Below are 25,436 nucleotides of genomic sequence, written 5' to 3'. Positions count from 1 at the left end.
CAACCCTGCTTGGCGGGTCGACCTCGCTCCTTCGATAAAGTGCGGGATCAAGGAGGTCCCGCATGGACAAGAAGGCAACGAAGCAGCAACCCGAGGAACTGGATCTTTTCGTCATCGGCGGTGGCAGCGGCGGCGTGCGCGCCGCGCGCATGGCCGCGGGACGCGGCGCCCGCGTCGCACTGGCCGAAATGGGCGAACTCGGCGGCACCTGCGTCAACGTCGGCTGCATACCCAAGAAGCTCTACAGCTACGCCGCCGGCTATGCCGAGGCATTCGAGGAGGCCGCCGGCTACGGCTGGGACCTGGGGCAGGCGCCGCGCCTGGACTGGGGCCGCCTGAAGGCCGCGCGGGCGCAGGAGATCCACCGCCTCAACGGCATCTACCAGAGCCTGCTGGAAGGCCCGGGCGTCGAGATCATCCGCGATCGCGCCACGATGGTCGACGCCCACACCGTCGCCGCCGGCGGCCGGCACTGGCGCGCGAAGCACGTGCTGATCGCCACCGGCGGTCGTCCGTTCAAGCCGCCGGTGCCGGGCCACGAACTGGCGCTGGTGTCGGACGACATGTTCGACCTGGACCCCTTCCCGAAGCGGCTGGTGGTCGTCGGCGCCGGCTACATCGCCTGCGAGATGGCGTCCATCTTCAACGGACTGGGCGCGCAGGTGACGCTGCTGCAGCGCGGAGCGCACATGCTCGGCGCGTTCGACGAGGACGTGCGCAGCTTCGTCGCCGCCGAGATGGGCAAGACAGGCGTGGACATCCGCCTGAGCACCCAGATCACGTCGATGCGGCGCGGCAACGGCGGCCTGAACCTCATGCTCGACCGCGGACAGGACCTTCAGGCAGATGCCGTGCTGATGGCCACGGGACGCGTCGCCAACACCGACGACCTCGGCCTGGAGGCCGCCGGCGTGAAGCTGAGCGACCGCGGCGCCGTCGTGGTCGACGCGCAGTTCCGCAGTTCGGTGCCGCACATCTTCGCCGTCGGCGACGCTTCCAGCCGCCTGCACCTCACGCCGGTGGCGCTGGCCGAGGCCATGGTGGTGGTCGACATGCTGTTCCCCGAGGCAGGCCGCTCGCCGCGCCAGGCGCCGGACTACGACTTCGTGCCCACCGCGGTGTTCACCCATCCCAACATCGGCACCTGCGGCTACACCGAGGCGCAGGCGCGGGCGCAACTGGGCAACGACAACGTGAGCGTGTACTGCACCGAATTCAAGCCGCTGCGCCACACGCTGTCGGGACGCAGCGAACGTACGTTCATGAAGCTGCTCGTCGCCAAGGACAGCGACCGCGTGGTGGGTCTGCACATGGTCGGGGCCGACGCGGGCGAGATCGTGCAGGGCTTCGCGGTCGCGATGCAGGCCGGCGCGACCAAGGCTCATTTCGACCGCACCATCGGCATCCACCCGACGGCGGCCGAGGAATTCGTGACGATGCGCGTGCCCAACGTCGGTTGAATTCCGGCTAGCGGTCAAGCATGAGATAGCGCGTCACGACCTGCAGCGCCTCGCGCGCTGCAGCGCCACCGGCCAGGCCGCAGCGCGGCTCCAGCACGGCCTTGTGGCCGATCGCCTCGATCACGGTCGCCACCACGAGGCCGGCGAGCGCCGGGTCGCAGCCAGCCGGCAATTCGTCGGCATGGCGGCACAGTAGCCGCTCGAAGGCGCGGGCGATCTCGCGCTCGGCATTCATCGACTTGCCAAGCCGGCCGATGCGCGGCACCTCCTGGTTCAGGATCTTGTGCAGCCGGGGATCGATCCGGTGCGCCCCGATGACGGCATCGATGGCCGCCGAGATGCCGTCCCGCAGCGACGCATGCGTCGTGTCGTCGAGCACGCGTGTGATGGTGCCGACCACATCGTCGGCATGCCGGTCGATCAGTTCGGCCACCAGCGACTCCTTGTTGGGAAAGTACTGGTAGAGCGAGCCGACGCTGACGCCGGCGCGCTCGGCCACCCGCGCGGTGGTCGTGCCTTCATAGCCTTGCGTCACCAGAACCTGAGCCGCGGCGCCGACGATGGCATCCACGGTGGCGATGGATCGGGCCTGGCGCGGCAGCTTTCTCACTGTGGCATCGATACGGCGGGCGTTCATGGCGGCAAAGGTCGCGGAATGCGAATGGAAAATGTGAATATATCGTCGCATACTGGATTGGTCCACCCAATCACATGTCACGGTCCATGCACAACATCGACACCCACCTTTACGCGCCATCGCAGCACGGCATGAAGCACATGCGTCTCGTCGTGTTCGTCTGCGTCGCCCTGTCCGGCCTGGCGTCCGCCTGCATCCTGCCGATCATCGCGCCGCTGATGCGCGCCCTGCACCTGTCCGTCGGCCAGGCCGGCTGGATGCTATCCATCGGCTCGCTGGTGATGACTGCCACCGCAGCGGCATGGGGCTCCGCCTGCGACCGCCTGGGCCGAAGGCCGGTGATGGTCGTCGGCTTCGCCGGGCTGTTCGCGGCCTACGTCGTGTTCACCTCGGTGGCTTGGCAGGGGATGCAGGGCGCATGGACGGGCGCATTCCTGTTTGGCGCGCTGACGGCGGCGCGGGCACTGCTGGGCGGGTTCCTGCCGGCGGTGCCGACCGCGGCGCAGGCGCTCATTGCCGATCACACGAGCCAGGCCGAGCGCAGTGCGGCGATGGCGCTGATCGGGGCGGCCAGCGGCGTCGGCCTGGTGCTCGGTCCGGCCCTGGGCGGCCTGCTCGCGTTGCAGGGCCTGCTGTGGCCGCTCACGCTCGCCACGGTGCTGTGCGCTCTGGCCTGCTTGGCGGTGCCGGCCTTCGTGCCCCGCGAGCCCGCGCGGCCGCGCGTACGTGCGGCATCGGTGAATCCGTTCGCGCCGGGCCTGCGCGGATGGCTGGCAGTGGCCGTGCTCAACTGGTGCGCCATCGTCACATCGCAGGTCAGCACCAGCTTCTACTTTCAGGACCGGCTTGGCCTGGGCGCCGCGCAGGCGGCGCCATTGCTGGCGCTGGCGCTGACCGTGGTCGGCGTGACGCTGCTCGTCACGCAGGTGGTTCAGTTGCGCTGGCTGCGCTGGCCGGCGCAGCGGATGGTGATCGCCGGCCTGCTGTTCTGGCTCGCCGGCCTGGGCCTGCTGCTCGCGACCGCGTCGCTCGGCGCCTACCTGCTGGCCTACGGCTTGCTGGGCATCGGCGCCGGCTGGGTCATGCCGGGTGCCATGGCCGGAGCCTCGCTATCGGTGCCGCCGCAGCACCAGGGCGCGGTGGCCGGCCTGTCCGCCGCCACACAGGGAATCGCCTTCATCGTCGCGCCGGTCGGCAGCACGATGCTCTACGAGATCGACCCGACCCTGCCCCTGTGGGCCCTGATCCTGCTCATGGGGCTCATGGGCGCGTGGCTGGCGACAACGCGCGGGCGCTGAGGCGCGCGGCGTCGACGCCCGCGCCATTGCACAATGCGCCATGTCGCACATGCCCGAATTCATCGCGCCGGCCCGTTTCAATGATGCCCCGGCCGCACTCGCCCAAGTCGATCGCATCTACCGCGCCGGTCTCGCTCACTTGCGCGACGCCATGGCCCGCTTCGTCGCAGGTGAGGCCATGCCGGGCCGGGTGCGCGCCTGCTATCCCTTCGTGCGGGTGCACACGCACACGACTTCGCGCCTGACGCCGCCGCTCAACGCCGGCCTGAGCTACGGATTCGTGGCCGGCCCCGGCCGCTACGAGACCACCCTCACCCGCCCCGACCTGTTCAGCCGGTACTACGGCGACCAGTTCCGGCTTCTGCTGGAGAACCACGGCGTCGAACTGGAGGTCGGCACCAGCACGCAGCCGATCCCGGTGCATTTCTCGTTCGCAGAGAACGAGCACATCGAAGGCAACCTGAGCCCGGAGCGGCGCGCCCTGATGCGCGACGTCTTCGACCTGCCCGACCTCGGCGCCATGGACGACGGCATCGCCAACGGCACGCACGAGGCCAGGCCCGGCGAGGCCCAGCCGCTGTCGCTGTTCACCGCGGCGCGGGTGGACTATTCGCTGCACCGCCTGCGCCACTACACCGGCACCGCGCCCGACTGGTTCCAGAACTTCGTCCTGTTCACCAACTACCAGTTCTACATCGACGAGTTCGTGCGCCTGGGGCGCGAGGCGATGACCGACGAGAACGGCGACTACCTGGCTTTCATCGAACCGGGCAACGTGGTCACGCGGCGGCGCGGACTGGCGCCCGGCGCCGGAGGCGCGATGGGCTCGCTGCTCGACGGCAGCCAGGGCACGCCGCCGCCACGCCTGCCCCAGATGCCGGCCTACCACCTGGTGCGCGGCGACCACACCGGTATCACGATGGTCAACATCGGGGTGGGCCCGGCCAACGCCAAGACCATCACCGACCACATCGCCGTCCTGCGCCCCCATGCCTGGCTGATGCTGGGGCACTGCGCCGGCCTGCGACAGGGCCAGCTGCTGGGCGACTACGTGCTGGCGCACGCCTACGTGCGCGAGGATCACGTGCTGGACGAAGAACTGCCGCTGTGGGTGCCGATCCCGGCGCTGGCCGAGATCCAGCTGGCGCTGGAGCAGGCGGTGGCCCAGATCACCCAGGTCAGCGGGCCGGACCTCAAACGCGTGATGCGCACAGGCACGGTCGCGAGCACCGACAACCGCAACTGGGAGCTGTTGCCCGGCAACCAGCCGCAGCGGCGCTTCAGCCAGAGCCGCGCCATCGCGCTGGACATGGAAAGCGCCACCATCGCGGCCAACGGCTTCCGATTCCGCGTGCCCTACGGCACCTTGCTGTGCGTGAGCGACAAGCCGCTGCATGGCGAGATCAAGCTGCCCGGCATGGCCGACCACTTCTACCGCCAGCGCGTCGAGCAGCACCTGCGCATCGGCATGGCCGCCATCGACATCCTGCGGCGCGAAGGCTCGAGCCGCCTGCACAGCCGCAAGCTGCGCAGCTTCGCCGAAGTGGCGTTCCAGTAAGGGCGCCCAAAGCCGGCGCTCAGCCTCGCTCGTCCAGGAAGCGCGCGCCGAACGCCTGGCAGAAGGCCGGCGTGCCGCTGATCGTCAGCCCGAAGCTGCGGCGTGCAGGCTGCTGCGGCACGGCGGCGGGCTCTTCATGCACCTGCAGTTCGACATCCCATTCGCCGCCGGCCTCCATCGGCGCCGGCGGGCCGGCCTCGGCCCTGGCCCAGGCGAGCACCAGGTCGATCTCCTGCTGCACGCTCGGCGCATGCTGCGGGAACACCGAGGCCAGGGCATCGAACACGCCGATGCCGTCGTCGCCATCGCTGTACTCGAAATCCAGCCACTGCAGGACACTCATCGCTTGACCTTCACATCAGCCCGAACAGTTGCGGCGCCTCGCGCCGGGCCTTGGGCGTGATGCGCACGGCGCGGCTGTCCAGGTCGCGCGTCAGCCATGCCCGATCCAGCGCCAGCGCGAGCCAGGCGGCGCCGAGGGCGCCACCCAGGTGCGGTCGGCGTTCGCTCCAGTCCAGGCAGGCGCAGGCAAACCGGCGGCGGCGAGCGCGCGCGCCCGCTACGTCCACCCCCAGCGACCGCATCCCGGCCTCGCCCGCGGGCGTCAGCAGGTAGCTGCCACCATCGGCATCGGCATTCGGCTCGGCTTGCAGCCAGCCTTGCGCATGCAGGTGGTCGTGCAGTGCCACGCCGGCGGTACCGGCCAGGTGGTCATAGCAGGTGCGCGCCGCACGCAGGCGCGACGGCGTGTTCGGCACGAACGGCGCATGCGCGCCGCCGGCCAGCGCCATCAGGGACTCCAGCGCCGAAGCGACCTCGCGGCCGGCGAGCCGGAAGTAGCGGTGCCGGCCCTGGGCCAGCGACGTAACCAGGCCTTCGCCGTCCAATCTCGCCAGGTGCACGCTGGCGGTGGAGGGGGCCACCTCGGCGACAGTGGCCAACTCGGTGGCGGTACGTGCATGGCCGTCGAGCAGGCAGCAAAGCATGCGCGCCCGTGCCGGTTCGGCGATGGCGGCGGCCAGCCGCGCCAGGCGGGCATCGGGGTCGGCGGCGGCGGCGTTGTCGCCGCGCTTTCCTCTCGTTGGGGCAGTGCTTGCGGTGAATGCGTTCATGGTGCGATGCAGCCGGAGCGCGCCGGCGCAGTTGTGCAAATGATAGGCGCGGGCCGATTTGACGCTTCGTCGTGGAACGAAGCATGAACCACGGCCCGACCGGACACTGCGCCCATGTCACTCGCCGACCCCTCAGACGTGCTGGCCGCCGTCACCCATCCCGACCCCTATCCCTTCTATTCCCGGCTGCGCGCCGGCCCACCACTGGTGTACGAGCCGCGGCTTCGGCTATGGATCGCCAGCCGGGCCGACGTGGTGCATGCGGCGCTGATGCACGCGGCGCTGCGCGTGCGCCCGGAGACACAGCCCGTGCCGCCCGCCATCGCGGGCCAGCCCGCCGGCGCGCTGTTCGGCCGGCTCGTGCGGATGAACGATGGCCCGGCGCACGATGCGCTCAAGCCGCTGCTGCGCGACGCGCTGGCGGGCGTGGACGAGGACGCGGCGCGACAAGCCGCGGCCGAGGCTGCAGCGGCGCTGCAGGCCGAGGCGCTGGGCCTGAACGACTGGTGCGTGGCGCTGCCCGTATGCGCGGTCGCCAGTCTGCTCGGGTTCGCGCCGCATCAGTGGCCGGCGCTGTGGCGCGCCACGCGCGGCTTCGTCGCTGCGCTGTCGCCCTTGTCGACTGCCGCGCAATTGCAGGCCGCGAGCGAATCGGCGACGCGGCTGCTGGGTTGCTTCGACGCCGGCGCACGCGACGGCGCAGGATGCCCGGCGAGCCCGCTGGCCCATCTGCTGGAACAGGCACGCATCGCCCCAGGCGAGGCGCGACAGGCGCTGCTGGCCAACCTGGCGGGCCTGCTGTCGCAGACCTGCGAAGCCACCGCCGGCCTGCTGGGCAATGGCTTCGTGGCGCTGTCGCGCGAGCCGGGCCTGTATCGCGGATTCACGACAGGCCGCATCGGCGCCGACGCGATCATGGCCGAGGTGGCACGGCACGATCCATCGACGCAGAACACGCGGCGCTTCGTCACGTCCGGTGACGACCGGGTCGAGCTGGCCGGTACCGCGCTGCGTGCCGGCGACACCGTCCTGCTCGTGCTGGCCGCGGCGAGCCGCGACCCGGTCCTCTGGCCAGAGCCGGACCGCTTCGTCGTCGACCGGCCGGCGCGTGCGTTGCCGGGCTTCGGCCATGGCCAGCACGCCTGCCCGGGACAGAAGCTGGCGCTATGGATCGCCGGGGCCGCTCTGGCGCTGTGGCGGGACGGCAGGCATCACCCGCCACCCGGCTCGCCTCCCGTCCTGGCGCACTACCGTCCGTCGCTCAACCTGCGGCTGCCGGTGTTCCACGATGCCGGATGAGGGCGCGGCGGCACGCATCCGGCACCCGCTGAGTTTCCCTGGCGGGAACAATCGGCGCCGATGCCTGCGCCACAATGGGCGCGTGCCCATCGACACCGACGCCGCCCCCCTCTTTGCCGCCACCGGCCTGCGCAAGCACTATGGCGACCAGGTCGTGGTGAACGACCTGTCGTTCCACATCGCGCCCGGCGAATGCCTGGGCGTGATCGGCCCGAACGGTGCCGGCAAGACCACCACCATCCGCATGTGCCTGGGCCTGACCACGCCCGATGCCGGCCAGATCCAGGCCATGGGCCTGGGCATGCCGCAGGACGCGCGCGCCATCAAGGCGCAGTTGGGCGTGGTGACGCAGTTCGACTCGCTCGACCCGGACTTCAGCTGCGCCGAGAACCTCATGGTCTATGCCCGCTACTTCGGCATCGGGCGCAGCGTGATGAAGACGCGCACGCCCAGGCTGCTGGAGTTCGCGGCGCTGTCGCACAAGGCCAATGCCCGGCCGGGCGAGTTGTCCGGCGGCATGCGCCGGCGCCTCTCGCTGGCCCGTGCCCTCGTCAACGATCCGCGGCTGCTGATGCTGGACGAGCCCACCACCGGCCTGGACCCGCAGGCACGGCACCTCATGTGGGAGCGCCTGCAGCTGCTGCTGGCCGAAGGCAAGTCGATCCTGCTGACCACCCACTTCATGGACGAGGCCGAGCGCCTGTGCTCGCGCCTGCTGGTGCTCGACCACGGCCGCAAGATCGCCGAGGGCCGGCCGCGCGACCTGATCGCGCAGCACCTCGAGCCCGACGTGGTCGAGGTCTACGGCAACGGCGCGCTGCAACTGGCGCAGTCGCCGCTCAAGGCACTGGCCGCGCGCGTCGAGGTCAGCGGCGAGACGGTGTTCTTCTACACGCAGGACGCGCGTCGGCTGCTCGACGCCCTGGCCGCCCACGACGGCCTGCGCACCTTCCACCGGCCGGCCAACCTGGAAGACCTGTTCCTCAAGCTGACGGGCCGCCAGATCAGAGAGGACGGTTGACATGAGCACGACCAGCCAGGCCCTGCCCGCCGCCGCATCCGTGCCGTCGCCATGGCGCGCGCCGCAACTCACGCGCCGCTGGTGGCCGGTGTTCCTGCGCAACCTGCTGGTGTGGAAGAAGCTCGCCATCCCCAGCCTGATCGGCAACATCGCCGAGCCGCTGATCTGGCTGGTGGCCTTCGGCTACGGCATGGGCGCCCTGGTCGGGCAGGTGGACGTGGGCGGACAGCGCGTTCCGTACATCCTGTTCCTGGCCTCAGGCTCCATCTGCATGAGCGCGATGAACGCCGCGTCGTTCGAGGCGCTGTACTCGGCCTTCTCCCGCATGCACGTTCAAAAGACCTGGGACGGCATCATGAACGCGCCGGTGGGCCTGGACGACATCGTGCTGGCCGAGATGCTCTGGGCGGGCTTCAAGGCCATCTTCACCACCACCGCGATCCTGTTCGTGATGCTGGCGCTGGGCATCAGCCACAGCCCCAAGCTCGCCGTCGCCTGGGTGGTCCTGGTGGGCGTGGGAGTCACGTTCTCCTGCATCGCGCTGATCTTCAACGCGCTGGCCAAGGGCTACGATTTCTTCACTTACTACTTCACCCTGTTCATGACGCCGATGATGTTCCTGTCCGGCGTGTTCTTCCCGCTCGAGCAACTGCCGGCGGCGGTGCAGGCGGTGGCGCGCTGGCTGCCGCTGGCCAATGCGGTGGCGCTGGTGCGGCCGCTGTTCATGGACCAGTGGCCGGCCGACTGGGCGGTGCATCTGGCCGTGCTGGTGGCCTACACGGTGGCTGCGTTCTGGTTCGCGCTGGCGCTGACACGCAGGCGCTTCGCCAAGTAGCGGGGCGGCACAATTAACATGTGCGGCAGAACCCGAACCAAAGCAACGCACATGTTTGAGAATCTCACCTCCTTTCTTGCCCAGTGGGCCGTAACCGGCGTCTCGCTGTGGATCGCCAGCTTGGTGTTCAGCAAGAGCATCCGCTTCGACAGCACCGGGGCGCTCGTCGGCTCGGCCCTGCTGCTCGGCCTGGCCAATGCGCTGGTCAAGCCGCTGCTGATCGTGCTGACCCTGCCGCTGACCGTGCTGACCTTCGGCCTGTTCCTGCTGGTGGTCAATGCCCTGGTACTGCTGCTGGTGGCCGCACTGGTCAAGGGATTCCGGGTGTCCGGCTTCTGGATGGCGGTGTTCGCCAGCCTTTTCATCTCCATCGTCAGCATCGTCATCGGCGGCTTCGTCTTCGGCGGCTCGCCGGAAATGCGCATCCAGATGCCCAGCAGCAACGGCACCTGGCTCTGACCTGGCCGGCGACCAGAGCGCACAGAGCGGCCGGTAGTCACTGCGGCCGCGTCTGACAGAGGGCAGCGCCTTTTTCCTCCGTGGCCATGTTCGCCGCGGCGCTAACTTGGCGGCTCCGAACGAGGAGCCGCAACATGCCCGACCGCGCCATCGCACAGAGCAAGCGCCCCATCCGCTGGATGGGTCTGTTCCTGGTCGTCCTGGCCGTCAGCGGCGTGGTGGCGGTGCTGTTCTGGGTGGACACGGCCGAGGCACAGTCCACGTTGTTCATGGCATCGGGCCGGCAGCCGGTCGCGGACGGCCCGCTCGGCTGGAGCGGCGCCGAGCACGTGCGCTGCGAGATGGTGCGGGTCTGGCCGCTGCCGGCCGATTGCCAGTTCGTCTTCGGCAGGGAAGCAGGCCAGCGGCACTGACGTGCGCCCGCCGGCCCCACACGCAAGTCTCACGCTCAGGGAAACAGCTGGGCGAAGCGGAACAGGTCAACCAGTTGGGCTCGATCCGCGCGTTCGAGCGGAATCGCGGAGCTCCACCCGGGAACGGACATGAAGTTGTCGTCGGCGAGCCTGACCAGCTGAGCCAGCACCTCCGTGATGATCACGCTGGCAATCGGCCCGAGATGAGCCTTGCCGCTGGTTGCACGAACATGCGCGGCCTCGGCCAGCATGTAGTACCACAGGGGGGTGCGCACATCGAAGCCGCCGGCCACCAGTGCGTCGAACTGTGCGTCGCTTGCGTCCTTCGCGACCGCGCGCAATTGCGCCGCGGTGAGCGGTTCGATCTGCGGGAGCCGGTTGCGAACGGCCTGTGCCACCGCCTGTCCGGTCGGAACGCTGAGCAGATAGCCGCGCACCAGGTTCCTCAACGCCAGGATGTTGACGTCGGTTCCGGCGATCACGCCCTGGTGCTGCGGCAGGTTCATCAGGCCTGGAGCGAGCAGGGTATCGATGGGACGTGCGTCGTTGTCTAGCGTGTCGTCGGCGCGCTTGAGCCAGCGCGTCCAGTCGATGATCCAGTTGTGCGGAACGGTCGGCAGGTCGAAATTCTGCCCGCTGAAGGCCGTGAACGTGAACAGGTCCGCCAACGTTGCCAACGGCTTGCCGCCCTGGCCCGAAAACTCTGAGTTGTAGTTGTAGCGCTCTCGCACCATGGAATGGCCGAAGCGATAGGCGGCCACGGAGAATTCCATCGGCATGAACGGACAGTCCGGCGTCGGGCGATAGAACGCCCCGGGGGCCGCCAGCACGGCCGCGACCACGGCGGGATCGCAAACCACGGGCAGGAAGTCCTGTATCACCACGGCCTGGTAGAACTGCTGCAACGCGGTATCGGCCTGGGCGGCGCTCATGCCCTTGTCGTGCACCAGGCGCCGGTGCGCGCGCAGGAAGGCCACGTGCAACTGCGCAACCACCAGGTTCTCGTCATTGCGCGGATCGCCGATCTGCGCCCGCCGGTCCAGTTCTTCGTTGGTGGACGTGGGCGGCAGTCTGGGCAGGTCGTGCAGGTTGAACAGTTCCGCCGGCTCGGTGAACGGCAGTTGCGGCCGCGCCGGGACACCGTTCGTCGTCACGCTGCCAACGCGCATCGCTCCTTGCTCGTCGCGCGGCGCGGCATTCGACAATACGCTGTCCAGGTTCAGTGCCGGCATTCGCTTGTTGACCAGGCTGGCGAGCCGGTCCTGGTCGAGCGGAGAGAAGGAGGCGCCGGCCCTCGCCGCCTGGAATGCGGCTTCCATCGCCGAGCTGACGGCCGGATCCAGCGTTTCGGTCTTGGTGATGTCGTGATCGATGAATTGGCCAAGGTAGGTATAGGCGGCACCGATGTTCGTCTTCCGGTCGAGCCTGGGGTTGTCCTCGCTCATCGTCGCGGACAAGGCAACGAGTTGCGCCGGCGTGCTGCCGCCGTCGGGCAACCGATGCTCCGGCCGGATGGATCCGTCGGCCGCTTTCAACTCGTCGAACATGTAGCCGAAGGGAAACACGTTCGGCTTGGCCTGGCCCTTCTTGGCTTTTGCTTCCTTCTTGCTCAGGATCTTCGAGTACTTGATCTTTCCGCCCTGGATCACCGTTGACGCGACATCCGGCCCGACGGTGCGGACTTGTCCATGAAAGCTGCTACGCATGGTTGCTCCTTGACTGTGACGAGTAAGGCGCAGAAGCAGGGCGCGCCGCCAGCGAGCCGCGCCCGAAGTCCGGTGATGCGTTGCGCCCGTGGACGCACCACTGGGGTTCGTGGGGACTCACTTTAGGCGCGAGGGCCGTGCAGGCGCATCGCCAAGCTTGCGTACGCTTGGCGCGTCACGCCGAATGGCATAGGTCACGGACAATCGGAACACTCCAATCGAACGAACGAACGATGACCGACGACGACCTCGACGCACGCATCCGCTCCGGCAAGGCACTGAGCGAATCGATGGGCAACTTCCATGTGACCGGCTGGGACCCCGCCGGCAAGACACTCAAGGCCGCGTTCACAGTGCGGCGCGAGTATTGCCACACCAACGGCACGATCGCGCAGGGCGGTTTCATCACCGCCTGGCTGGATGCGGCGATGGCCCATGCGGTGATTCACGACACCGCGCATGCGCAGTCCGTGTTCAGCCTGGAGATCAAGGTCAGCTTCTACGAGAAGGTCGGACCCGGCGAAGGCCGGGTCGAGGCACGCGTCATCCGGCGCGGCAGGCGGGTCGCATTTCTCGAGGCGTCGCTCTACAACCCCGAGGGCAAGCTGGCGGCCGAGGCCTCGTCGACCGGCATGCTGACCGCCATCTAGGGGTTCGGCCTCGCCCCGTCGGGCCGGCCTGCTTCAGCTGACGAACTGGTAGTACAGGTTCTGCGGGTGCCGCGCCTGCGCGAAGAAGAACCAGCGCTCGGCCAGCAGGCCGGCAAACTGCACCGGCACGGCCAGCAACAGCGCGGCGCCCGAGCCGCCAAACAGCGCCAGCGCCACCAGCGCCGCCGGCACCGCGAAGCCGAGCACCTGGAACACCAGCCGCGTGCGGCGCAGCACCGCCAGCGACGCGTGGTGAAAGAACTCGCGCGTGTTGAACGAGCCGCCGGTCAGGCCCATCGACCGCTGGGTGATGCGCGGATCGCGAATGCCGGTGGCGCTTTGCAGCGTCGATTTCGGCTTGAGGCCGGCGTTGCGGCGCAGCGCCAACGTGCGCGTGCCCCAGGCCGCCAGCGTCAGCGCCAGCGCCCACGGAGTGACGGCGCCCGCAAAGGCACCCTGCCCCGCCAGCACGCCCAGCGCACCGGCCAGCACCAGGCCGGACGACAGGCCGATCAGCGTGTAGTTGATGACCGTCAGCGGATGCGCCCATTCCTGGATGAAGCGCAGGCACGCATAGATCATGGCCGTGCAATACCAGAGCACCAGCGCCATCACGATCGCCAGCACGGGCAGCACGCCGTGCGTCCAGAGTGCGCCGGCGCCGCCGGCCACCGCCAGCGCCCAGCCCACGACCAGCGTGATGAAGACCGGCAGCGCGATGACTTCGCGCGACATCCAGGACGTGCGCCACATCAGCGCCGCGCGCCACGCGCGCAACTTGTGGCCCAGGTGGAAGAAGGAGGCGAGCAATGCCGCCGCCAGCAGAACCGCGGACACCGCGAGGCTGCCGGCCAGGAAAGTGCCGTCCAGCGCCAGCCCGGCGAGGCAGGCCACGGCGAGCGCGACCACCAGCCCCTGGGCGGCGCCGGCAATGGTGGTGAAAAGCAGGATGGACCAGGCGGGATGCATCGGTTCAGCCCTCCAGCGTCTGGGCAGCCATCACCTCGGCCAGGCGCGGCTTGAGTTCGTCCACGTTCTGCGGCCGATCCTGCGAACCGGGGCCCTGCGCCGGGCCGGCGGCCACCTCGGTCTTGCGGCGTGGGAGGTAGTGGTTGGCCGGCTGCGTGTCCCACTCGGGCATGAGCTGGTAGCCGCCATGGTCGCGGATGCGCCGCGACACCTCCGACTGCGGGTCCTTGATGTCCCCGAACAGGCGCGCGCCGGTGGGGCAGGCCTTGACGCAGGCGGGCTTGCGGTCCTGCGGCGGCAGCAGGTCGTCGTAGACCCTGTCCACGCACAAGGTGCACTTGGTCATGACCTTGCGGTCCTCGTCGAACTCGCGCGCACCGTACGGACAGGCCCAGCTGCAGTACTTGCAGCCGATGCACTTGTCGTAGTCGACCAGCACGATGCCGTCCTCGGCGCGCTTGTAGCTTGCGCCGGTCGGGCACACCGGCACGCACGGCGGCTCTTCGCAGTGCAGGCAGCTCTTGGGGAAGTGAATGGTTTCGGTGGCGGGAAACGCGCCGGCCTCGTAGGTCTGGACGCGGTTGAAGAAGGTGCCGCTCGGTTCGGCGCCGTAGGGGTTGATGTCGGTCATCGGCCCGGCCGCACCCTGCGTGTTCCATTCCTTGCACGAGGTGACGCAGGCGTGGCAGCCCACGCATACGTTGAGGTCGATCACCAGGGCCAGCTGCTTGGCCAGGGTCTTGTCCGGTTCCGCGGTAGTCATCGTCGGGGTCTTCGTTTTAGTTTTGGTCGATTCAGGCGGGCTGCACGCGGTGCGGGCTCGCTGCGCGCGGCAGACTCCGCTCGGGCTCTTCCTCGCCTGCCTCCGGCGCAGGGGCCGGGCGCAGTCTCACCCGCACGTCGTACCAGCCGGCCTGGCCGGTGATCGGGTCGGAGTTGCTGATGGTCTTTCCGGCGAACGGCAACTCCTCGGTGATGAGGTGGTTGAGCAGGAAGCCCAGCCGCGATTCGTCCGCGCCCGGCGCGAGCTTCCAGGCGCCGCTGGCCTTGCCGATGGCGTTCCAGGTCCAGACAGTGCCGGGCTCCACCGCCTCGCTGTGGCGCACCATGCAACGCACGCGGCCCCAGGGGCTCTCGACCCAGCACCAGCCGCCGTCCGCAATGCCGGCCGCAAGGGCCGTGACCGGGTTGACGTTGAGGTAGTTGTGGCTGTGGATCTGGCGCAGCCAGGCGTTCTGCGAATCCCACGAGTGATACATCGCCATCGGCCGCTGGGTGATGGCGGCAAGCGGGAACTCATCGCCGTCGGTGAATGCGCTTTCCAGCGGCTCATACCAGAAAGGCAGCGGGTCGAAGTACTGCTCGATGCGCTGGCGCAAGGCGTCCGGCGGCTGGCGTCCGCTGGTCTTGCCCTGCGCGGCCAGGCGGAAGGTCTGCAGCGTGTCCGAGTAGAGCGCCAGCTGCACGGGGCAGTTGCGCTGGCGCCAACCCTTGTCCTTGGCGAAGTCCAGGTAGGGCTGGTTCCAGTTGCGCATGTACTGCTGGTCCAGCGGCATGTGGTAGTGGAAGACGCAGTTGTTCTTCTCGTACATCTCCCACTGCCTGGGATTGGGCTCGCCCTTGAGGTGCTCGGTACCGTCCTTGCCGCGCCAGCCCATGAGAAAGCCGACGCCCGGCTGCGGCTGGAAGTTGACGATGAAATCCGGGTAGTCCTTGAACTTGCGTGTGCCGTCTTCCTTGGTGAATGCCGGGAATTTCAGGCGCGAGGCCAGCTCGATCAACACCTCCTGGAAGGGCCGGCACTCGCCGGTGCGCGGCACCACCGGAATGCGCACCGAGTCCATGGGACCGTCGAACTCGGAGATCGGGCGGTCGAGCATGCTCATGGCGTCGTGCCGCTCGAGGTAGGTGGTGTCGGGCAGCACCAGGTCGGCGAAGGCCACGGTCTCGCTCTGGAACGCGTCGCACACCACCAGGAAGGGAATCTTGAACTCGCCGCTGTCGTCCCTGGCGTTGAGCATTTCGCGCACCGCCATGGTGTTCATGGTGGAGTTCCAGGCCATGTTGGCCATGAAGATGAGCAGCGTGTCGATCTTGTAGGGGTCGCCGCGCGTGGCGTTGGTGATGACGTTGTGCATCAGCCCGTGCGCCGACAGCGGATGCTCCCAGGAGAAGGCATGGTCGATCCGGATGGGCGTGCCGTCCGCGTGCACCGCCAGTTCCTCCGGCGACGCAGGGAAGCCAAGCGGCGCGGCATTGAGCGGGGTGTTGGGCTTGACCTGCTCCGGGTCGTTGAAGGCCCGGTAGTTGGGCACGATGTGCCGCGGGTACGGCGCCTTGTGCCGGAAGCCGCCGGGTGCGTCGATCGTGCCCAGCAGGCTCATGAGCACCGCCAGCGCGCGCACCGTCTGGAAGCCGTTGGAATGCGCCGCAAGGCCGCGCATGGCGTGGAAGGCCACGGGCCGTGCCTGCGTGTGCGGATGCACCTTGCCCCACGCGTCGGTCCAGGGGATGGGCAGCGTGAAGGCCTTGTGCAGCGCCGTCTCGCCCAGCTCCAGCGCCAGGCGGCGGATCCGCTCGGCCGGAATGCCGGTGATCTGCTCGGCCCACTCGGGGGTGGTGGTGGCCACGCGCTCGCGCAGGAGCTGGAAGGACGGTGCCACGCGCGTTCCGTCCGCCAGCTGATAGTGGCCCTCCAGCGCCAGGTCGCGGCCGTCTTCGACGCCTTGCGGATAGGCGCCCACCACGCTGGCGCTGGCCTTGTCCCATGCCAGCTTGTTGTGCGGGTTGCGGCCGTCGCCGGGCGGTCCGGCGGCGGGGTCGAAGGCGAACAGGCCCTCGCGCTCGCCGTCCTCGAGCACCACCAGCTGCGGGGCGTTGGTGAATCGCTGCAGGAAGGGGCGGTCGATCAGGTCCTGGCGGATCAGCTCGTGCATCAGCGCCATGAACAGCGCACCGTCGGTACCGGGGCGAATCGGGATCCACTCGTCGGCGATCGCCGAGTAGCCGGTGCGCACCGGGTTGATCGAGATGAAGCGGCCGCCCTCGCGCTTGAACTTGCCCAGCGCCATCTTCATGGGGTTGCTGTGATGGTCCTCGGCAGTGCCGATCATCACGAACAGCTTGGCATGGTCGAGGTCGGGGCCGCCGAACTCCCAGAAGCTGCCCCCGACCGTGTAGATCATGCCGGCGGCCATGTTGACCGAGCAGAAGCCCCCGTGTGCCGCATAGTTGGGCGTGCCGAACTGGCGTGCGAACAGGCCCGTGAGGGCCTGCATCTGGTCGCGGCCGGTGAACAGGGCGAACTTCTTGGGGTCGGTGGCGCGGATGCGGCCGAGCCGCTCGGCGAGGATCTCATAGGCGCGCTCCCAGGAAATCGGCTCGAAATCGCCGGCTCCGCGGTCGGCACCCTGGCGGCGCAGCAGTGGCTGCGTCAGCCGGGCCGGGGAGTTCTGCTTCATGATGCCCGAGCTGCCCTTGGCGCAGATCACGCCCTTGTTCAGCGGGTGCTCGGGATTGCCGTCGATGTAGCGCACCTGCCCTTCCTGCAGGTGCACGCGGATGCCGCAGCGGCAGGCGCACATGTAGCAGGTGGTCGTCTTGACCTCCGTGCGGGCGGTGTGGCTGGCCGTGGGGTTGTGCACGGGCGCGCGGGAGAAGAGCTTGAGCATCGGCGCATGCTAGGCACGCCGCCCTTATTAGCAAAACGGGAAATTAAGATATAACTGAACGATATATTCGATCAGTACCCCCGGCGCCCCACGCGTCGTCTCCGCATGAACCGTCCGACCGATCCGCGCGTGCGCCTGACCATCCGGCAGCTGGAAGTGTTCAGCGCCATCGCCCGCGGCGGCTCCACCCGCGCCGCGGCCGACCAGGTGGCGCGCTCGCAATCCGCCGCCAGCAATGCGCTGGCCGAGCTGGAGGGCACGCTCGGCGTACCCCTGTTCGACCGAGTCGGAAAGCGTCTGGTGCTCAACGAGAACGGCCGGGCGCTCCTGCCGCACGCGGCGGGCATCGTCGAACAGGCGTCGCAGACGCAGGCCCTGTTTTCCGAGACGCATCCGGCCGCGCTGCGGCTGGCGGCCAGCTACACCATCGGCGAATACCTGCTGCCCGAACTCATGGCCGGCTGGAAGAAGGCGCACGCCGCCAGCCGCATCCAGCTGCGCATCACCAATACGCACGAGGTGCTGGAGGCGATTGCCGCCTTCGACGCCGACGTCGGCTTCATCGAGGGCCAGCACACCCACCCGGACCTGGTACTGCGCCGCTGGCGCAGCGACACCATGGTCGTGGTGGCCAGCCCCAAGCATCCCCTCGCCGGACGGCGCCCGAGCCTGGCCCAGCTCGCGGTCAGCAACTGGATCCTGCGCGAAGCCGGCTCGGGCACGCGCGAGGCGTCCGACCGCTGGCTGCTGCGGCAGCTCGACGAGGTCCGGGTCGACCTGGAACTGGGCAGCAACGAAGCGGTCAAGCGCACGGTGGCGCTGGGCCTCGGCCTGGGATGCCTGTCACGCCATACGGTGGCGGATGCCATCGGCCAGGGCTGGCTGGTCGAGCTGAAGACGCCGCTGACCGAGCTGCGCCGCACGCTGTCGATCGCGGTTCATCGCTCCAAGACGCTGGGCAGCGTGGCGCAGGTGTTCCTGCAGCACTGCATGGACACGCACACCGCGGCTGGCTGACTCACCCGGCCGTTGCCAGCGCGCGCCGCAACGCGTACACGCACAGCGCGATCGCCGCATCCGCCTCGTCCAGGGCCTTGCCCATCAGCGCGAAGCCGTGGACCATGCGCTCGAAGTTCACCAGCGTTGCACGGTTCCCCGCCTCGGTCAGGCGCTGCGCGTATTGCAGGCCCTCGTCGCGCAGCGGGTCGTAGCCGGCGGTGATGACCAAGGCCGGCGGCAGGCCGGCAAGGTCTTCATGCAACAGCGGCGAGGCGCGCCAGTCGGAGTCGTGCCGCGCATCGCCCAGGTAGTGGTCGTGGTAGTAGTCCATCGACTGCTTCGTCAGCAGATAGCCTTCGCCGTTGGCGGCATGCGAAGGGGCGGTCCGGCGCTGGTCGGTGGCCGGATAGATCAGCAGCTGAAGGGCGATGGGCGGCAGTCCGCCCGCGTCGCGCGCATGCAGCGCCACCACGGCCGCCAGGTTGCCGCCGGCACTGTCGCCGCCGACGGCGACGCGCGACGCATCCAGCCCGAGGGCGCCCGCCTGCTGCGCCACCCAGGCGGTGGCGGCGATGCAGTCGTCCACCGCCGCCGGGAAGCGATGCTCGGGCGCCAGGCGGTAGTCCACCGCGACGACCGCGCAGCCCGCCCCCAGCGCCAGCTGCCGGCACAGCACGTCGTGCGTGTCCAGGTCGCCGATGACCCAGCCTCCCCCGTGGTAGTAGACGAGCACCGGCAGCGGCCCCGCCTCGCGGGGCACGGGTGCATACAGGCGCAGCGGGATCGCTCCGCCCGGGCCCGGCGCGGCCAGGTCTTCCACGCGCGCCAGGGGCGGCGGCTCCGGCTGGGTGAAGACGCGCCGTTCGCGGTACAGGCGGCGCGCCTCCTCGGGCGTGAGGGTATGCGTGGGCGGCACGCCGCGCGCGGCCATCAGGTCGATCAGGGCGCGGGCCTGGGGATGCAACATAGGGCTTGTCTCCTCGCGTGGATGCACGGCGTCGGCGCGCCGCGCGCGAAAGAGCTTAACTTGACAAGGCGCCAGCCGCACCGATGATGGCCGGCTTCTTCCCTGCGCCCGTCCTCATGCCAGCTGCGTTCTTCCATCTCCTTCTTCTCGTCCTGCACTTGCTGGCGGCGGCATTCTGGGTCGGCGGAATGGCCACGTTGCATTTCTGCGTCCGACCCGCCGCGGTGCGAACGCTGGAGCCTCCGCAGCGCCTACGGCTGCTGGCGGCCGTGCTGGCCGGCTTCCTGCGCTGGGTTCAGGTGGCGATCGTGCTGCTGCTGGCCACCGGATTTGCGATGGTGCAGGGGCTGGGCGGCATGGGCGCGGTGGGCTGGCCGGTGCATGCCATGCTGGGCATCGGCCTGGCGATGATGGCGATTTTCGCGCGCATCCGCCTGACCCATCATCCGCGCATGGTGGCTGCCGTGGCGGCGTCGGACTGGGCCGCGGCCGGCGCCGCGCTCAACGTGATACGCAGCCGGGTGTTCGTCAACCTGCTGCTTGGCGTGGTCGTGTTCGCCGTGGTGCTGCTGCCGCGGGCCTGAGCGGCGGCAGGGCGGGCGCGGCGCGTCCGCGCGGCATGCGCCGCTGGAAGCCCCGTTCAGGCGGCAGCGCCGGTCCGAGTCACCTTGCGCCGGGCGGAATCGCCGACGAACTCGAGCCTTGCTTCATGCGTGCGCAGCTGCAACAGGCATTCGACCGCCTCGTCATCGCTGCAGGCGGCGTTCAAGGCCCGGTCGGCCTCGGCGCGGCCCAGGGCGAACAAGGCGGTGACGCCCGTGCGCAGCGACGCCGGCAGGGCTTCGGCCTGGACCAGGCTGTCCAGGGCCTGGCGGGCCCGGGCGGGACTTTCCGCATGGAGCTCGAGCAATTCGAGCACGCGTCGCATCTGGGTGCCGTCGAGCGACAGGCCCGGGCGGCTGGAAACTGAATTCATGAAATGTGCCTTGATATGAAATATCCAGGCAAAAAAGTGTGCGCCGCCTCACTTAAGCAAGGCTGAAGGCTGTTCACAAGCTTTGAATGTCCGTGAACTCCGACACGGGCCAGCGTCGCGCAGACCCGACAGCAAGCGTCAGCGGCAGACCACCGTGGTGCCCACGGGCCGGCAGGTCTTGCCGTCCAGGCTCTGGTAGCGGTCGAGCTGGCCCTGGCGGTTGTAGGTGTTGCCGCGCGTGTCCTGGCAGCCGGTGCCATCGCAGCCGCGGATGCGCGGGCGCTGGTCGCGTGGCGGTGGGCGGGCGGCGCCGGCGTAGGGATAGGCGCCCTCCCAGCCCGGCTCCACCACCAGCGGATCGCCGGTTGGCTGGCTCCAGCGCTCGGCCTCCTCGGCGCGCGCCTGCTCTCGCTCCGTCGCGGCGGAAGCGTTGCCGCGCCCATCGATGATGACCGGCCCAGGCGGCGCCGCCCGCGCGGTGGCTTCCTGGCGCGCAGCCAGGCGCTCGTCCTCGGCGGCCGAGCGCTCGGCCTGCCGCCTGTCGGCTGCGTCGGCCTTGGGATCGGGCAGCACCTGCACCGGGGCCTGCGTCGCCACCCGCCGCTCCGGCCGCGCGCCGGCCGGGCAGCTGCCGTCGGTGTAGGCAATCTTGCCCGCCGCGTCCACGCAGCGCAGGACCTCGGCCACCGCCGAGGGGGCGCCCCCGATCAGGGCCAGGAGGAGCATGAACACGGCGGGGTGGGGCCAGGCGAAGTGCATCCGCGCATTGTGCGCCGGCCGCGGCGGCCGCGCAGGCCTGCGGCGCAACGCCTATGATGACGGGCTGGCGTCCTTCATGCAGCGCCGTTCCGCCCGCCCTCCATCCCCGCACGCAATGAAGCCGGAAGATCTCCAGCGCCTGGTCACCCTTCCCATGCCTTTTGGCAAGCACAAGGGTTGCCTGATCGCAGACCTCCCCGGCAATTACCTGACCTGGTTCGCGCGCGAAGGGTTTCCAAAGGGCGAGATCGGGCGCCTGCTGCAATTGATGCACGAGATCGACCACAACGGCCTCAAGCCCTTGCTGGCACCGCTTCGCGCCGGCCAGGGCAGCCCGGCCGGTCGCTGATCGGCGCCTGCCGCTTTCTCTTTCGCTCTCTTCTGTTCCGAGGATTCAAGGCATGACAAGCACCACCGCAAACACCACCTACCCCGACACCCGGCTGCTCATCAACAACGAGTGGTGCGACGCCCAGGGCGGCAAGACGCTCGACGTCGTCAACCCCGCCACCGGCAAGACCATCGGCAAGGTGGCCCACGCCAGCATTGCGGACCTGGATCGCGCGCTGGCCGCAGCGCAGGCCGGCTTCGACAAGTGGCGCAAGACCCCGGCGCACGAACGCGCCGCGCTGATGCGCAAGGCCGCCGGCCTGCTGCGTGACCGGGCCGACGAAATCGGCCGCATCCTGACCCAGGAACAGGGCAAGCCGTTCCCCGAGGCGCGCCTGGAGGCCGTGGCCGGCGCCGACATCATCGAATGGTTCGCCGACGAGGGCCGCCGCACCTACGGCCGCATCATCCCGTCGCGCAACCTGGCGGCGCAGTCGCTGGTGATCAAGGAGCCGGTGGGCCCGGTGGCCGCTTTCACGCCCTGGAACTTCCCGATCAACCAGATCGTGCGCAAGCTGGGCGCTGCCCTGGCCAGCGGCTGCTCCTTCCTGGTGAAGGCGCCCGAGGAAACGCCGGCTTCGCCCGCCGCGCTGCTGCAGTGCTTCGTGGACGCCGGCATCCCCCCGGGCGTGGTCGGCCTGGTCTACGGCAATCCGGCCGAGATCTCCAACTACCTGATCCCGCACCCGATCATCCGCAAGGTGACCTTCACCGGATCGACCCCGGTGGGCAAGCAACTGGCGGCGCTGGCCGGCCAGCACATGAAGCGCGCCACCATGGAACTGGGCGGCCATGCGCCGGTGATCGTCTGTGCAGATGCCGACCTGGCCCTGGCGGTCAAGGCCGCCGGCGCGGCCAAGTTCCGCAACGCCGGCCAGGTCTGCATCTCGCCCACCCGCTTCCTGGTGCACAACAGCGTGCGCGCCGAGTTCGCCAAGCTGCTGACCAGCCATGCCGAGGGCCTGAAGGTGGGCGACGGCCTGGCCGCCGATACCCGGATGGGACCGCTTGCCAATTCGCGCCGGCTGGACGCGATGGCCAAGATCCTGAAGGACGCCCGCGCGACCGGCGCCAAGGTGCTCACGGGCGGCGAGCGCATCGGCGACAGCGGCAATTTCTTCGCCCCGACCGTGCTCGACGAGGTATCGCTGGAGGCCGACGTGTTCAACAACGAGCCATTCGGCCCGATTGCGGCCATCCGCGGCTTCGACAACCTGGACGAGGCCATTGCCGAAGCCAACCGCCTGCCGTTCGGCCTGTCCGGCTATGCCTACACCGCGTCGATCAAGAACGCCCACACGCTGATGCACAACATGGAAGTCGGCATGCTGTGGATCAACCAGCCGGCAACGCCCACGCCCGAGGCGCCCTTCGGCGGCGTCAAGGATTCGGGCTACGGCTCGGAAGGCGGCCCGGAAGCGATGGAGGCCTACCTCGTCGCCAAGGCGGTCATGATGACGGCGGTCTGAACCAGACCGGTGTCATGACACCAGGCCCGGGCTCGCCCGGGCTTTTTTTCGCCCGCGCCACGCCCATCGCGAACCACCGCGCCAATCGGCGTCGTGGCGACGCAGTGGGCATTGCGCATCTGCTATGTTGCGCGGCATGAACCTCAAGCAATTCGCCCTCGGTGCCGCCTTGGCGGCCATGCTGGCCGTGCTGGCCGGATGCGCTGGCAACGCCGCCCCGCCGCCCGGCGGGTACGGGGTGTGCGCGGAGCAGCCCGGCAGCTATGCCTGCCAGATCGATCGCTACCAGAACGCGGCCTGAGACCGTCGCGTCAGCCGGCCCGGTCGGGCCCCGAGTTCGGCGAGGCCTCGTCGGAGTCCACTGCGCCTTGGCGCTGGTGGCGATAGACATAGGCCAGCGAGGCCACACACAACAGGACCAGGGCCCCGGCCAGCATTGCGATAGCAACGTGCATCTGCGCGCCTTTCTTCTTGTTTGATCGACGGTGGAGATCGCACTCGAGACTAGGCGATGCAGCGCGCGGCGGGGTTCGGGATCACCCCAGGAAGTGGCGCCGCCGCCTCAGGGGATTTCCCTCAGGGCGCCGGGGCGCGTCAACCGGCCGCGCGGGGCTCGACCGCTGCGGCGCATTCGCGGGCCAGCCGGCGCGCAGTGTCGGTGTCCTGGGCGTGGACCAGCGCAACGCCCATCCGGCGCCGGGCGAAGCTCTCGGGCTTGCCGAACAGCCGCAGTTCGGAACCCGGCACCCGAAGCGCGCGGTCGACGCCCTCGAAGACGATGCCTTGCGCGTCCACCCCGCCATAGATGACGGCGCTGGCGCCCGGGCTCTTGAGGCCGGTGTCCACCGGCAGGCCCAGGATGGCACGGGCGTGCAGCTCGAACTCGTTCTGCCACTGGGTGGCCATGGTCACCATGCCGGTGTCATGCGGACGCGGGCTGACTTCGCTGAACCAGACCTGCTCGCCCTTGACGAACAGCTCCACGCCGAACAGCCCCTGCCCGCCCAAGTCGGCCGTCACGGCCGCGGCAATCTGCTGCGCCCTGGCCAGCGCCGCCGGCGCCATCGGGTGCGGCTGCCAGCTTTCCACGTAGTCGCCGCTGACCTGCAGATGCCCGATCGGCGCGCAGAACGCGGTGGCGACCTGGCCGTCTTCGCCGCGCGCGCGCACGGTCAGCAGCGTGATCTCGTAGTCGAAGTCGATGAAGCCCTCGACGATGACGCGGCCGTGGCTCACGCGGCCGCCGGCCATCGCGTAGTCCCAGGCCTTCTTCACGTCCGCGGGGCCGTCGATCTTGCTCTGGCCCTTGCCGGAGCTGCTCATGACCGGCTTGACCACGCACGGATAGCCGATGCCGCCATCGATGGCGGCCTGCAGTTCGGCCAGCGAGTCGCAGAATCTGTAGGGGCTGGTCGGCAGGCCCAGCGTCTCGGCGGCCAGCCTGCGGATGCCCTCGCGGTCCATCGTCAGGCGGGCTGCACGCGCGGTGGGAATCACGCGCACCACGCCGGCGGCTTCCAGTTCCTCGAGGATCGGCGTGGCGATCGCCTCGATCTCCGGCACCACCAGTTGCGGGCGCTCGGCTTCGATGAGCGCCTTGAGCTGTGCCGGGTCGCTCATGGTGATGGTGCGCGCATGGTGCGCCACCTGGTGGCCTGGCGCGTTGCCGTAGCGGTCCACCGCGATCGTCTCGACGCCCAGGCGCTGCAGGGCGATGAGCACTTCCTTGCCGAGTTCGCCGGAGCCCAGCAGCATGACGCGGGTTGCGGAAGGGGAAAGCGGGGTGCCGATCGTGGTCATGCCGGCGACTGTAATCGAGCGCCGGATCGCGACAATGGAGGCTGTGCAGCGCGGGACCACCCGCGGTTTCGTTTGCTTACTTTCGGAGGATCGATCCCATCATGAACACCATCCAGACCGTCGGCATCATCGGCGCCGGCACCATGGGCAACGGCATCGCGCAGGCCTGCGCCACCTCGGGCGTGCGCGTCGTCATGGTCGACATCGCCCAGCCCGCGGTCGACAAGGGCCTGGCCGCCGTGGCCGGCAGCCTCGATCGCCTGATCAAGAAGGATAAGCTCACGGCCGAGCAGAAGGCCGCCGCGCTGGCCCTGATCCAGGGCAGCACGAATTACGACGACCTCAAGCAGGCCCAACTGGTGATCGAGGCGGCCACCGAGAACGAGGACCTGAAATTCAAGATCCTCAAGCAGGTCGACGCCCTGCTGGCGCCCGAGGTCATCGTCGCGACCAACACCTCGTCCATCTCGATCACCAAGCTGGCCGCCGCCACCGGCCGGGCCGACCGCTTCGTCGGCATGCACTTCTTCAACCCCGTGCCCATGATGGCGCTGGTGGAGATCATCCGCGGCCTGCAGACCAGCGACGCCACCCACGACGCGGTCAAGGACCTGGCCGAGCGCCTGGGCAAGACGCCCATCACCGTGAAGAACTCGCCCGGCTTCGTGGTCAACCGCATCCTGGTGCCGATGATCAACGAGGCCTTCTTCGTGCTGGCCGAAGGCACCGCCAGCGCCGAGGACATCGACGCCGGCATGAAGCTCGGCTGCAACCAGCCCATCGGCCCGCTGGCGCTGGCCGACATGATCGGCCTGGACGTGTGCCTGGCGGTGATGGAGGTTTACCTCAAGGAGTTCGGCGACTCCAAGTACCGGCCGTGCCCCCTGCTGCGCGAGATGGTCGCCGCAGGCCGGCTCGGCCGCAAGACCGGCAGCGGCGTCTACACGTACTGAGACGGACCGTCGCCCATCCACAGGCAAGAACCGGA

General features: G+C 69.1%; 27 protein-coding genes. 15 read left to right on the top strand and 12 right to left on the bottom strand.

What is annotated here, in order from left to right; translation table 11 throughout:
- Positions 1-62 precede the first annotated feature (62 nt).
- Entirely contained in the window at positions 63-1,460 is a 1,398-nt protein-coding gene (gorA, locus tag VES41_RS09340) for a glutathione-disulfide reductase (RefSeq protein WP_324815929.1), read from the top strand.
- Positions 1,461-1,467: 7 nt separating this feature from the next.
- Here the strand turns inward: gorA and VES41_RS09335 are convergent, their stop codons facing one another.
- Positions 1,468-2,097: a TetR/AcrR family transcriptional regulator gene (locus VES41_RS09335; RefSeq protein ID WP_324815926.1), complete on the bottom strand. Its 630-nt coding sequence runs from the start codon at positions 2,095-2,097 to the stop codon at positions 1,468-1,470.
- An 86-nt stretch (positions 2,098-2,183) separates the two neighbouring features.
- Between VES41_RS09335 and VES41_RS09330 the strand changes: the two genes are divergently transcribed.
- Positions 2,184-3,395, top strand: coding sequence for an MFS transporter (locus tag VES41_RS09330; protein ID WP_324815923.1), 1,212 nt, complete (start codon positions 2,184-2,186; stop codon positions 3,393-3,395).
- A gap of 40 nt (positions 3,396-3,435) precedes the next feature.
- Complete coding sequence (locus tag VES41_RS09325; protein WP_324815920.1) at positions 3,436-4,953, top strand: AMP nucleosidase; 1,518 nt, start codon at positions 3,436-3,438, stop codon at positions 4,951-4,953.
- Between the two features lie 19 nt (positions 4,954-4,972).
- On the opposite strand, the gene VES41_RS09320 is transcribed toward VES41_RS09325, so the two are convergent.
- Entirely contained in the window at positions 4,973-5,296 is a 324-nt protein-coding gene (locus tag VES41_RS09320) for a hypothetical protein (protein WP_324815917.1), read from the bottom strand.
- 10 nt (positions 5,297-5,306) lie between these two features.
- Positions 5,307-6,065: a helix-turn-helix domain-containing protein gene (locus VES41_RS09315; RefSeq protein WP_324815914.1), complete on the bottom strand. Its 759-nt coding sequence runs from the start codon at positions 6,063-6,065 to the stop codon at positions 5,307-5,309.
- A 114-nt stretch (positions 6,066-6,179) separates the two neighbouring features.
- Here VES41_RS09315 and VES41_RS09310 point away from each other — a divergent pair, with 114 nt between their 5' ends.
- The 5 genes from VES41_RS09310 (at position 6,180) to VES41_RS09290 (ending at position 10,092) form a co-directional block, all read left to right on the top strand.
- A complete protein-coding gene (locus VES41_RS09310) occupies positions 6,180-7,364 on the top strand; it encodes a cytochrome P450 (RefSeq protein ID WP_324815910.1) in 1,185 nt (394 codons plus the stop codon).
- A gap of 82 nt (positions 7,365-7,446) precedes the next feature.
- Entirely contained in the window at positions 7,447-8,385 is a 939-nt protein-coding gene (locus VES41_RS09305) for an ATP-binding cassette domain-containing protein (RefSeq protein ID WP_414719079.1), read from the top strand.
- Position 8,386: 1 nt separating this feature from the next.
- Entirely contained in the window at positions 8,387-9,220 is an 834-nt protein-coding gene (locus VES41_RS09300) for an ABC transporter permease (RefSeq protein WP_324815908.1), read from the top strand.
- A gap of 51 nt (positions 9,221-9,271) precedes the next feature.
- The gene (locus tag VES41_RS09295) at positions 9,272-9,679 is read left to right on the top strand and encodes a phage holin family protein (protein ID WP_324815905.1); all 408 of its coding nucleotides are present in this window, start codon (positions 9,272-9,274) and stop codon (positions 9,677-9,679) included.
- A gap of 134 nt (positions 9,680-9,813) precedes the next feature.
- Positions 9,814-10,092, top strand: coding sequence for a hypothetical protein (locus tag VES41_RS09290; RefSeq protein ID WP_324815903.1), 279 nt, complete (start codon positions 9,814-9,816; stop codon positions 10,090-10,092).
- A 35-nt stretch (positions 10,093-10,127) separates the two neighbouring features.
- Here the strand turns inward: VES41_RS09290 and VES41_RS09285 are convergent, their stop codons facing one another.
- On the bottom strand, positions 10,128-11,798 hold the full coding sequence (locus VES41_RS09285; RefSeq protein WP_324815900.1) for a peroxidase family protein: 1,671 nt from the start codon (positions 11,796-11,798) through the stop codon (positions 10,128-10,130).
- A gap of 233 nt (positions 11,799-12,031) precedes the next feature.
- On the opposite strand from VES41_RS09285, the gene VES41_RS09280 reads away from it, so the two are divergent.
- Positions 12,032-12,448: a PaaI family thioesterase gene (locus VES41_RS09280; RefSeq protein ID WP_324815898.1), complete on the top strand. Its 417-nt coding sequence runs from the start codon at positions 12,032-12,034 to the stop codon at positions 12,446-12,448.
- A 33-nt stretch (positions 12,449-12,481) separates the two neighbouring features.
- Here VES41_RS09280 and VES41_RS09275 read toward each other — a convergent pair whose 3' ends face one another.
- The 3 genes from VES41_RS09275 to VES41_RS09265 are packed head-to-tail and all read right to left on the bottom strand — an operon-like array spanning position 12,482 to position 17,088.
- Entirely contained in the window at positions 12,482-13,417 is a 936-nt protein-coding gene (locus VES41_RS09275; protein ID WP_324815895.1) for a dimethyl sulfoxide reductase anchor subunit family protein, read from the bottom strand.
- A gap of 4 nt (positions 13,418-13,421) precedes the next feature.
- Positions 13,422-14,180: a 4Fe-4S dicluster domain-containing protein gene (locus tag VES41_RS09270; protein WP_324815891.1), complete on the bottom strand. Its 759-nt coding sequence runs from the start codon at positions 14,178-14,180 to the stop codon at positions 13,422-13,424.
- A 31-nt stretch (positions 14,181-14,211) separates the two neighbouring features.
- Positions 14,212-17,088 (bottom strand): molybdopterin oxidoreductase family protein, encoded by a 2,877-nt coding sequence (locus VES41_RS09265; RefSeq protein ID WP_324815888.1) that lies wholly within the window; start codon positions 17,086-17,088, stop codon positions 14,212-14,214.
- A gap of 105 nt (positions 17,089-17,193) precedes the next feature.
- On the opposite strand from VES41_RS09265, the gene VES41_RS09260 reads away from it, so the two are divergent.
- Positions 17,194-18,105: a LysR family transcriptional regulator gene (locus tag VES41_RS09260; RefSeq protein ID WP_324815885.1), complete on the top strand. Its 912-nt coding sequence runs from the start codon at positions 17,194-17,196 to the stop codon at positions 18,103-18,105.
- 1 nt (position 18,106) lies between these two features.
- Here VES41_RS09260 and VES41_RS09255 read toward each other — a convergent pair whose 3' ends face one another.
- A complete protein-coding gene (locus VES41_RS09255; RefSeq protein ID WP_324815882.1) occupies positions 18,107-19,054 on the bottom strand; it encodes an alpha/beta hydrolase in 948 nt (315 codons plus the stop codon).
- 116 nt (positions 19,055-19,170) lie between these two features.
- Here VES41_RS09255 and VES41_RS09250 point away from each other — a divergent pair, with 116 nt between their 5' ends.
- Positions 19,171-19,638, top strand: coding sequence for a CopD family protein (locus VES41_RS09250; protein WP_324815879.1), 468 nt, complete (start codon positions 19,171-19,173; stop codon positions 19,636-19,638).
- A 56-nt stretch (positions 19,639-19,694) separates the two neighbouring features.
- Here the strand turns inward: VES41_RS09250 and VES41_RS09245 are convergent, their stop codons facing one another.
- On the bottom strand, positions 19,695-20,030 hold the full coding sequence (locus VES41_RS09245; protein ID WP_324815876.1) for a hypothetical protein: 336 nt from the start codon (positions 20,028-20,030) through the stop codon (positions 19,695-19,697).
- A 138-nt stretch (positions 20,031-20,168) separates the two neighbouring features.
- Positions 20,169-20,762 carry a DUF4124 domain-containing protein gene (locus VES41_RS09240; protein ID WP_414719078.1) on the bottom strand — a complete coding sequence of 198 codons (594 nt, stop codon included), beginning with the start codon at positions 20,760-20,762 and terminating at the stop codon, positions 20,169-20,171.
- Positions 20,763-20,904: 142 nt separating this feature from the next.
- Between VES41_RS09240 and VES41_RS09235 the strand changes: the two genes are divergently transcribed.
- The 3 genes from VES41_RS09235 (at position 20,905) to VES41_RS09225 (ending at position 22,949) form a co-directional block, all read left to right on the top strand.
- Positions 20,905-21,138 (top strand): DUF3820 family protein, encoded by a 234-nt coding sequence (locus tag VES41_RS09235; protein WP_324815873.1) that lies wholly within the window; start codon positions 20,905-20,907, stop codon positions 21,136-21,138.
- A gap of 52 nt (positions 21,139-21,190) precedes the next feature.
- Positions 21,191-22,648 (top strand): NAD-dependent succinate-semialdehyde dehydrogenase, encoded by a 1,458-nt coding sequence (locus tag VES41_RS09230; RefSeq protein ID WP_324815871.1) that lies wholly within the window; start codon positions 21,191-21,193, stop codon positions 22,646-22,648.
- Between the two features lie 136 nt (positions 22,649-22,784).
- Positions 22,785-22,949 carry a hypothetical protein gene (locus tag VES41_RS09225; protein ID WP_324815869.1) on the top strand — a complete coding sequence of 55 codons (165 nt, stop codon included), beginning with the start codon at positions 22,785-22,787 and terminating at the stop codon, positions 22,947-22,949.
- A gap of 10 nt (positions 22,950-22,959) precedes the next feature.
- Here the strand turns inward: VES41_RS09225 and VES41_RS09220 are convergent, their stop codons facing one another.
- The gene (locus VES41_RS09220; RefSeq protein ID WP_324815867.1) at positions 22,960-23,103 is read right to left on the bottom strand and encodes a hypothetical protein; all 144 of its coding nucleotides are present in this window, start codon (positions 23,101-23,103) and stop codon (positions 22,960-22,962) included.
- Between the two features lie 139 nt (positions 23,104-23,242).
- Complete coding sequence (gene purT / locus VES41_RS09215) at positions 23,243-24,448, bottom strand: formate-dependent phosphoribosylglycinamide formyltransferase (RefSeq protein ID WP_324815865.1); 1,206 nt, start codon at positions 24,446-24,448, stop codon at positions 23,243-23,245.
- A gap of 101 nt (positions 24,449-24,549) precedes the next feature.
- Here purT and VES41_RS09210 point away from each other — a divergent pair, with 101 nt between their 5' ends.
- Positions 24,550-25,401: a 3-hydroxybutyryl-CoA dehydrogenase gene (locus VES41_RS09210; RefSeq protein WP_324815863.1), complete on the top strand. Its 852-nt coding sequence runs from the start codon at positions 24,550-24,552 to the stop codon at positions 25,399-25,401.
- The last annotated feature ends 35 nt before the right edge of the window (positions 25,402-25,436 follow it).

Source organism: Variovorax sp., from assembly GCF_035634955.1.
Lineage (GTDB): Bacteria > Pseudomonadota > Gammaproteobacteria > Burkholderiales > Burkholderiaceae_C > Variovorax.
Note: the sequence above shows the minus strand (reverse complement) of the source record. Positions and strands in the feature narration are given on the sequence as shown.

Excerpts from the sequence above, each read along its gene's own strand:
- gorA (WP_324815929.1), top strand. The coding sequence starts at position 63 with ATGGACAAGAAGGCAACGAAGCAGCAACCCGAGGAACTGGATCTTTTC.
- VES41_RS09335 (WP_324815926.1), bottom strand. The coding sequence starts at position 2,097 with ATGAACGCCCGCCGTATCGATGCCACAGTGAGAAAGCTGCCGCGCCAG.
- VES41_RS09330 (WP_324815923.1), top strand. The coding sequence starts at position 2,184 with ATGCACAACATCGACACCCACCTTTACGCGCCATCGCAGCACGGCATG.
- VES41_RS09325 (WP_324815920.1), top strand. The coding sequence starts at position 3,436 with ATGTCGCACATGCCCGAATTCATCGCGCCGGCCCGTTTCAATGATGCC.
- VES41_RS09320 (WP_324815917.1), bottom strand. The coding sequence starts at position 5,296 with ATGAGTGTCCTGCAGTGGCTGGATTTCGAGTACAGCGATGGCGACGAC.
- VES41_RS09315 (WP_324815914.1), bottom strand. The coding sequence starts at position 6,065 with ATGAACGCATTCACCGCAAGCACTGCCCCAACGAGAGGAAAGCGCGGC.
- VES41_RS09310 (WP_324815910.1), top strand. The coding sequence starts at position 6,180 with ATGTCACTCGCCGACCCCTCAGACGTGCTGGCCGCCGTCACCCATCCC.
- VES41_RS09300 (WP_324815908.1), top strand. The coding sequence starts at position 8,387 with ATGAGCACGACCAGCCAGGCCCTGCCCGCCGCCGCATCCGTGCCGTCG.
- VES41_RS09295 (WP_324815905.1), top strand. The coding sequence starts at position 9,272 with ATGTTTGAGAATCTCACCTCCTTTCTTGCCCAGTGGGCCGTAACCGGC.
- VES41_RS09290 (WP_324815903.1), top strand. The coding sequence starts at position 9,814 with ATGCCCGACCGCGCCATCGCACAGAGCAAGCGCCCCATCCGCTGGATG.
- VES41_RS09285 (WP_324815900.1), bottom strand. The coding sequence starts at position 11,798 with ATGCGTAGCAGCTTTCATGGACAAGTCCGCACCGTCGGGCCGGATGTC.
- VES41_RS09280 (WP_324815898.1), top strand. The coding sequence starts at position 12,032 with ATGACCGACGACGACCTCGACGCACGCATCCGCTCCGGCAAGGCACTG.
- VES41_RS09275 (WP_324815895.1), bottom strand. The coding sequence starts at position 13,417 with ATGCATCCCGCCTGGTCCATCCTGCTTTTCACCACCATTGCCGGCGCC.
- VES41_RS09270 (WP_324815891.1), bottom strand. The coding sequence starts at position 14,180 with ATGACTACCGCGGAACCGGACAAGACCCTGGCCAAGCAGCTGGCCCTG.
- VES41_RS09265 (WP_324815888.1), bottom strand. The coding sequence starts at position 17,088 with ATGCTCAAGCTCTTCTCCCGCGCGCCCGTGCACAACCCCACGGCCAGC.
- VES41_RS09260 (WP_324815885.1), top strand. The coding sequence starts at position 17,194 with ATGAACCGTCCGACCGATCCGCGCGTGCGCCTGACCATCCGGCAGCTG.
- VES41_RS09255 (WP_324815882.1), bottom strand. The coding sequence starts at position 19,054 with ATGTTGCATCCCCAGGCCCGCGCCCTGATCGACCTGATGGCCGCGCGC.
- VES41_RS09250 (WP_324815879.1), top strand. The coding sequence starts at position 19,171 with ATGCCAGCTGCGTTCTTCCATCTCCTTCTTCTCGTCCTGCACTTGCTG.
- VES41_RS09245 (WP_324815876.1), bottom strand. The coding sequence starts at position 20,030 with ATGAATTCAGTTTCCAGCCGCCCGGGCCTGTCGCTCGACGGCACCCAG.
- VES41_RS09235 (WP_324815873.1), top strand. The coding sequence starts at position 20,905 with ATGAAGCCGGAAGATCTCCAGCGCCTGGTCACCCTTCCCATGCCTTTT.
- VES41_RS09230 (WP_324815871.1), top strand. The coding sequence starts at position 21,191 with ATGACAAGCACCACCGCAAACACCACCTACCCCGACACCCGGCTGCTC.
- VES41_RS09225 (WP_324815869.1), top strand. The coding sequence starts at position 22,785 with ATGAACCTCAAGCAATTCGCCCTCGGTGCCGCCTTGGCGGCCATGCTG.
- VES41_RS09220 (WP_324815867.1), bottom strand. The coding sequence starts at position 23,103 with ATGCACGTTGCTATCGCAATGCTGGCCGGGGCCCTGGTCCTGTTGTGT.
- purT (WP_324815865.1), bottom strand. The coding sequence starts at position 24,448 with ATGACCACGATCGGCACCCCGCTTTCCCCTTCCGCAACCCGCGTCATG.
- VES41_RS09210 (WP_324815863.1), top strand. The coding sequence starts at position 24,550 with ATGAACACCATCCAGACCGTCGGCATCATCGGCGCCGGCACCATGGGC.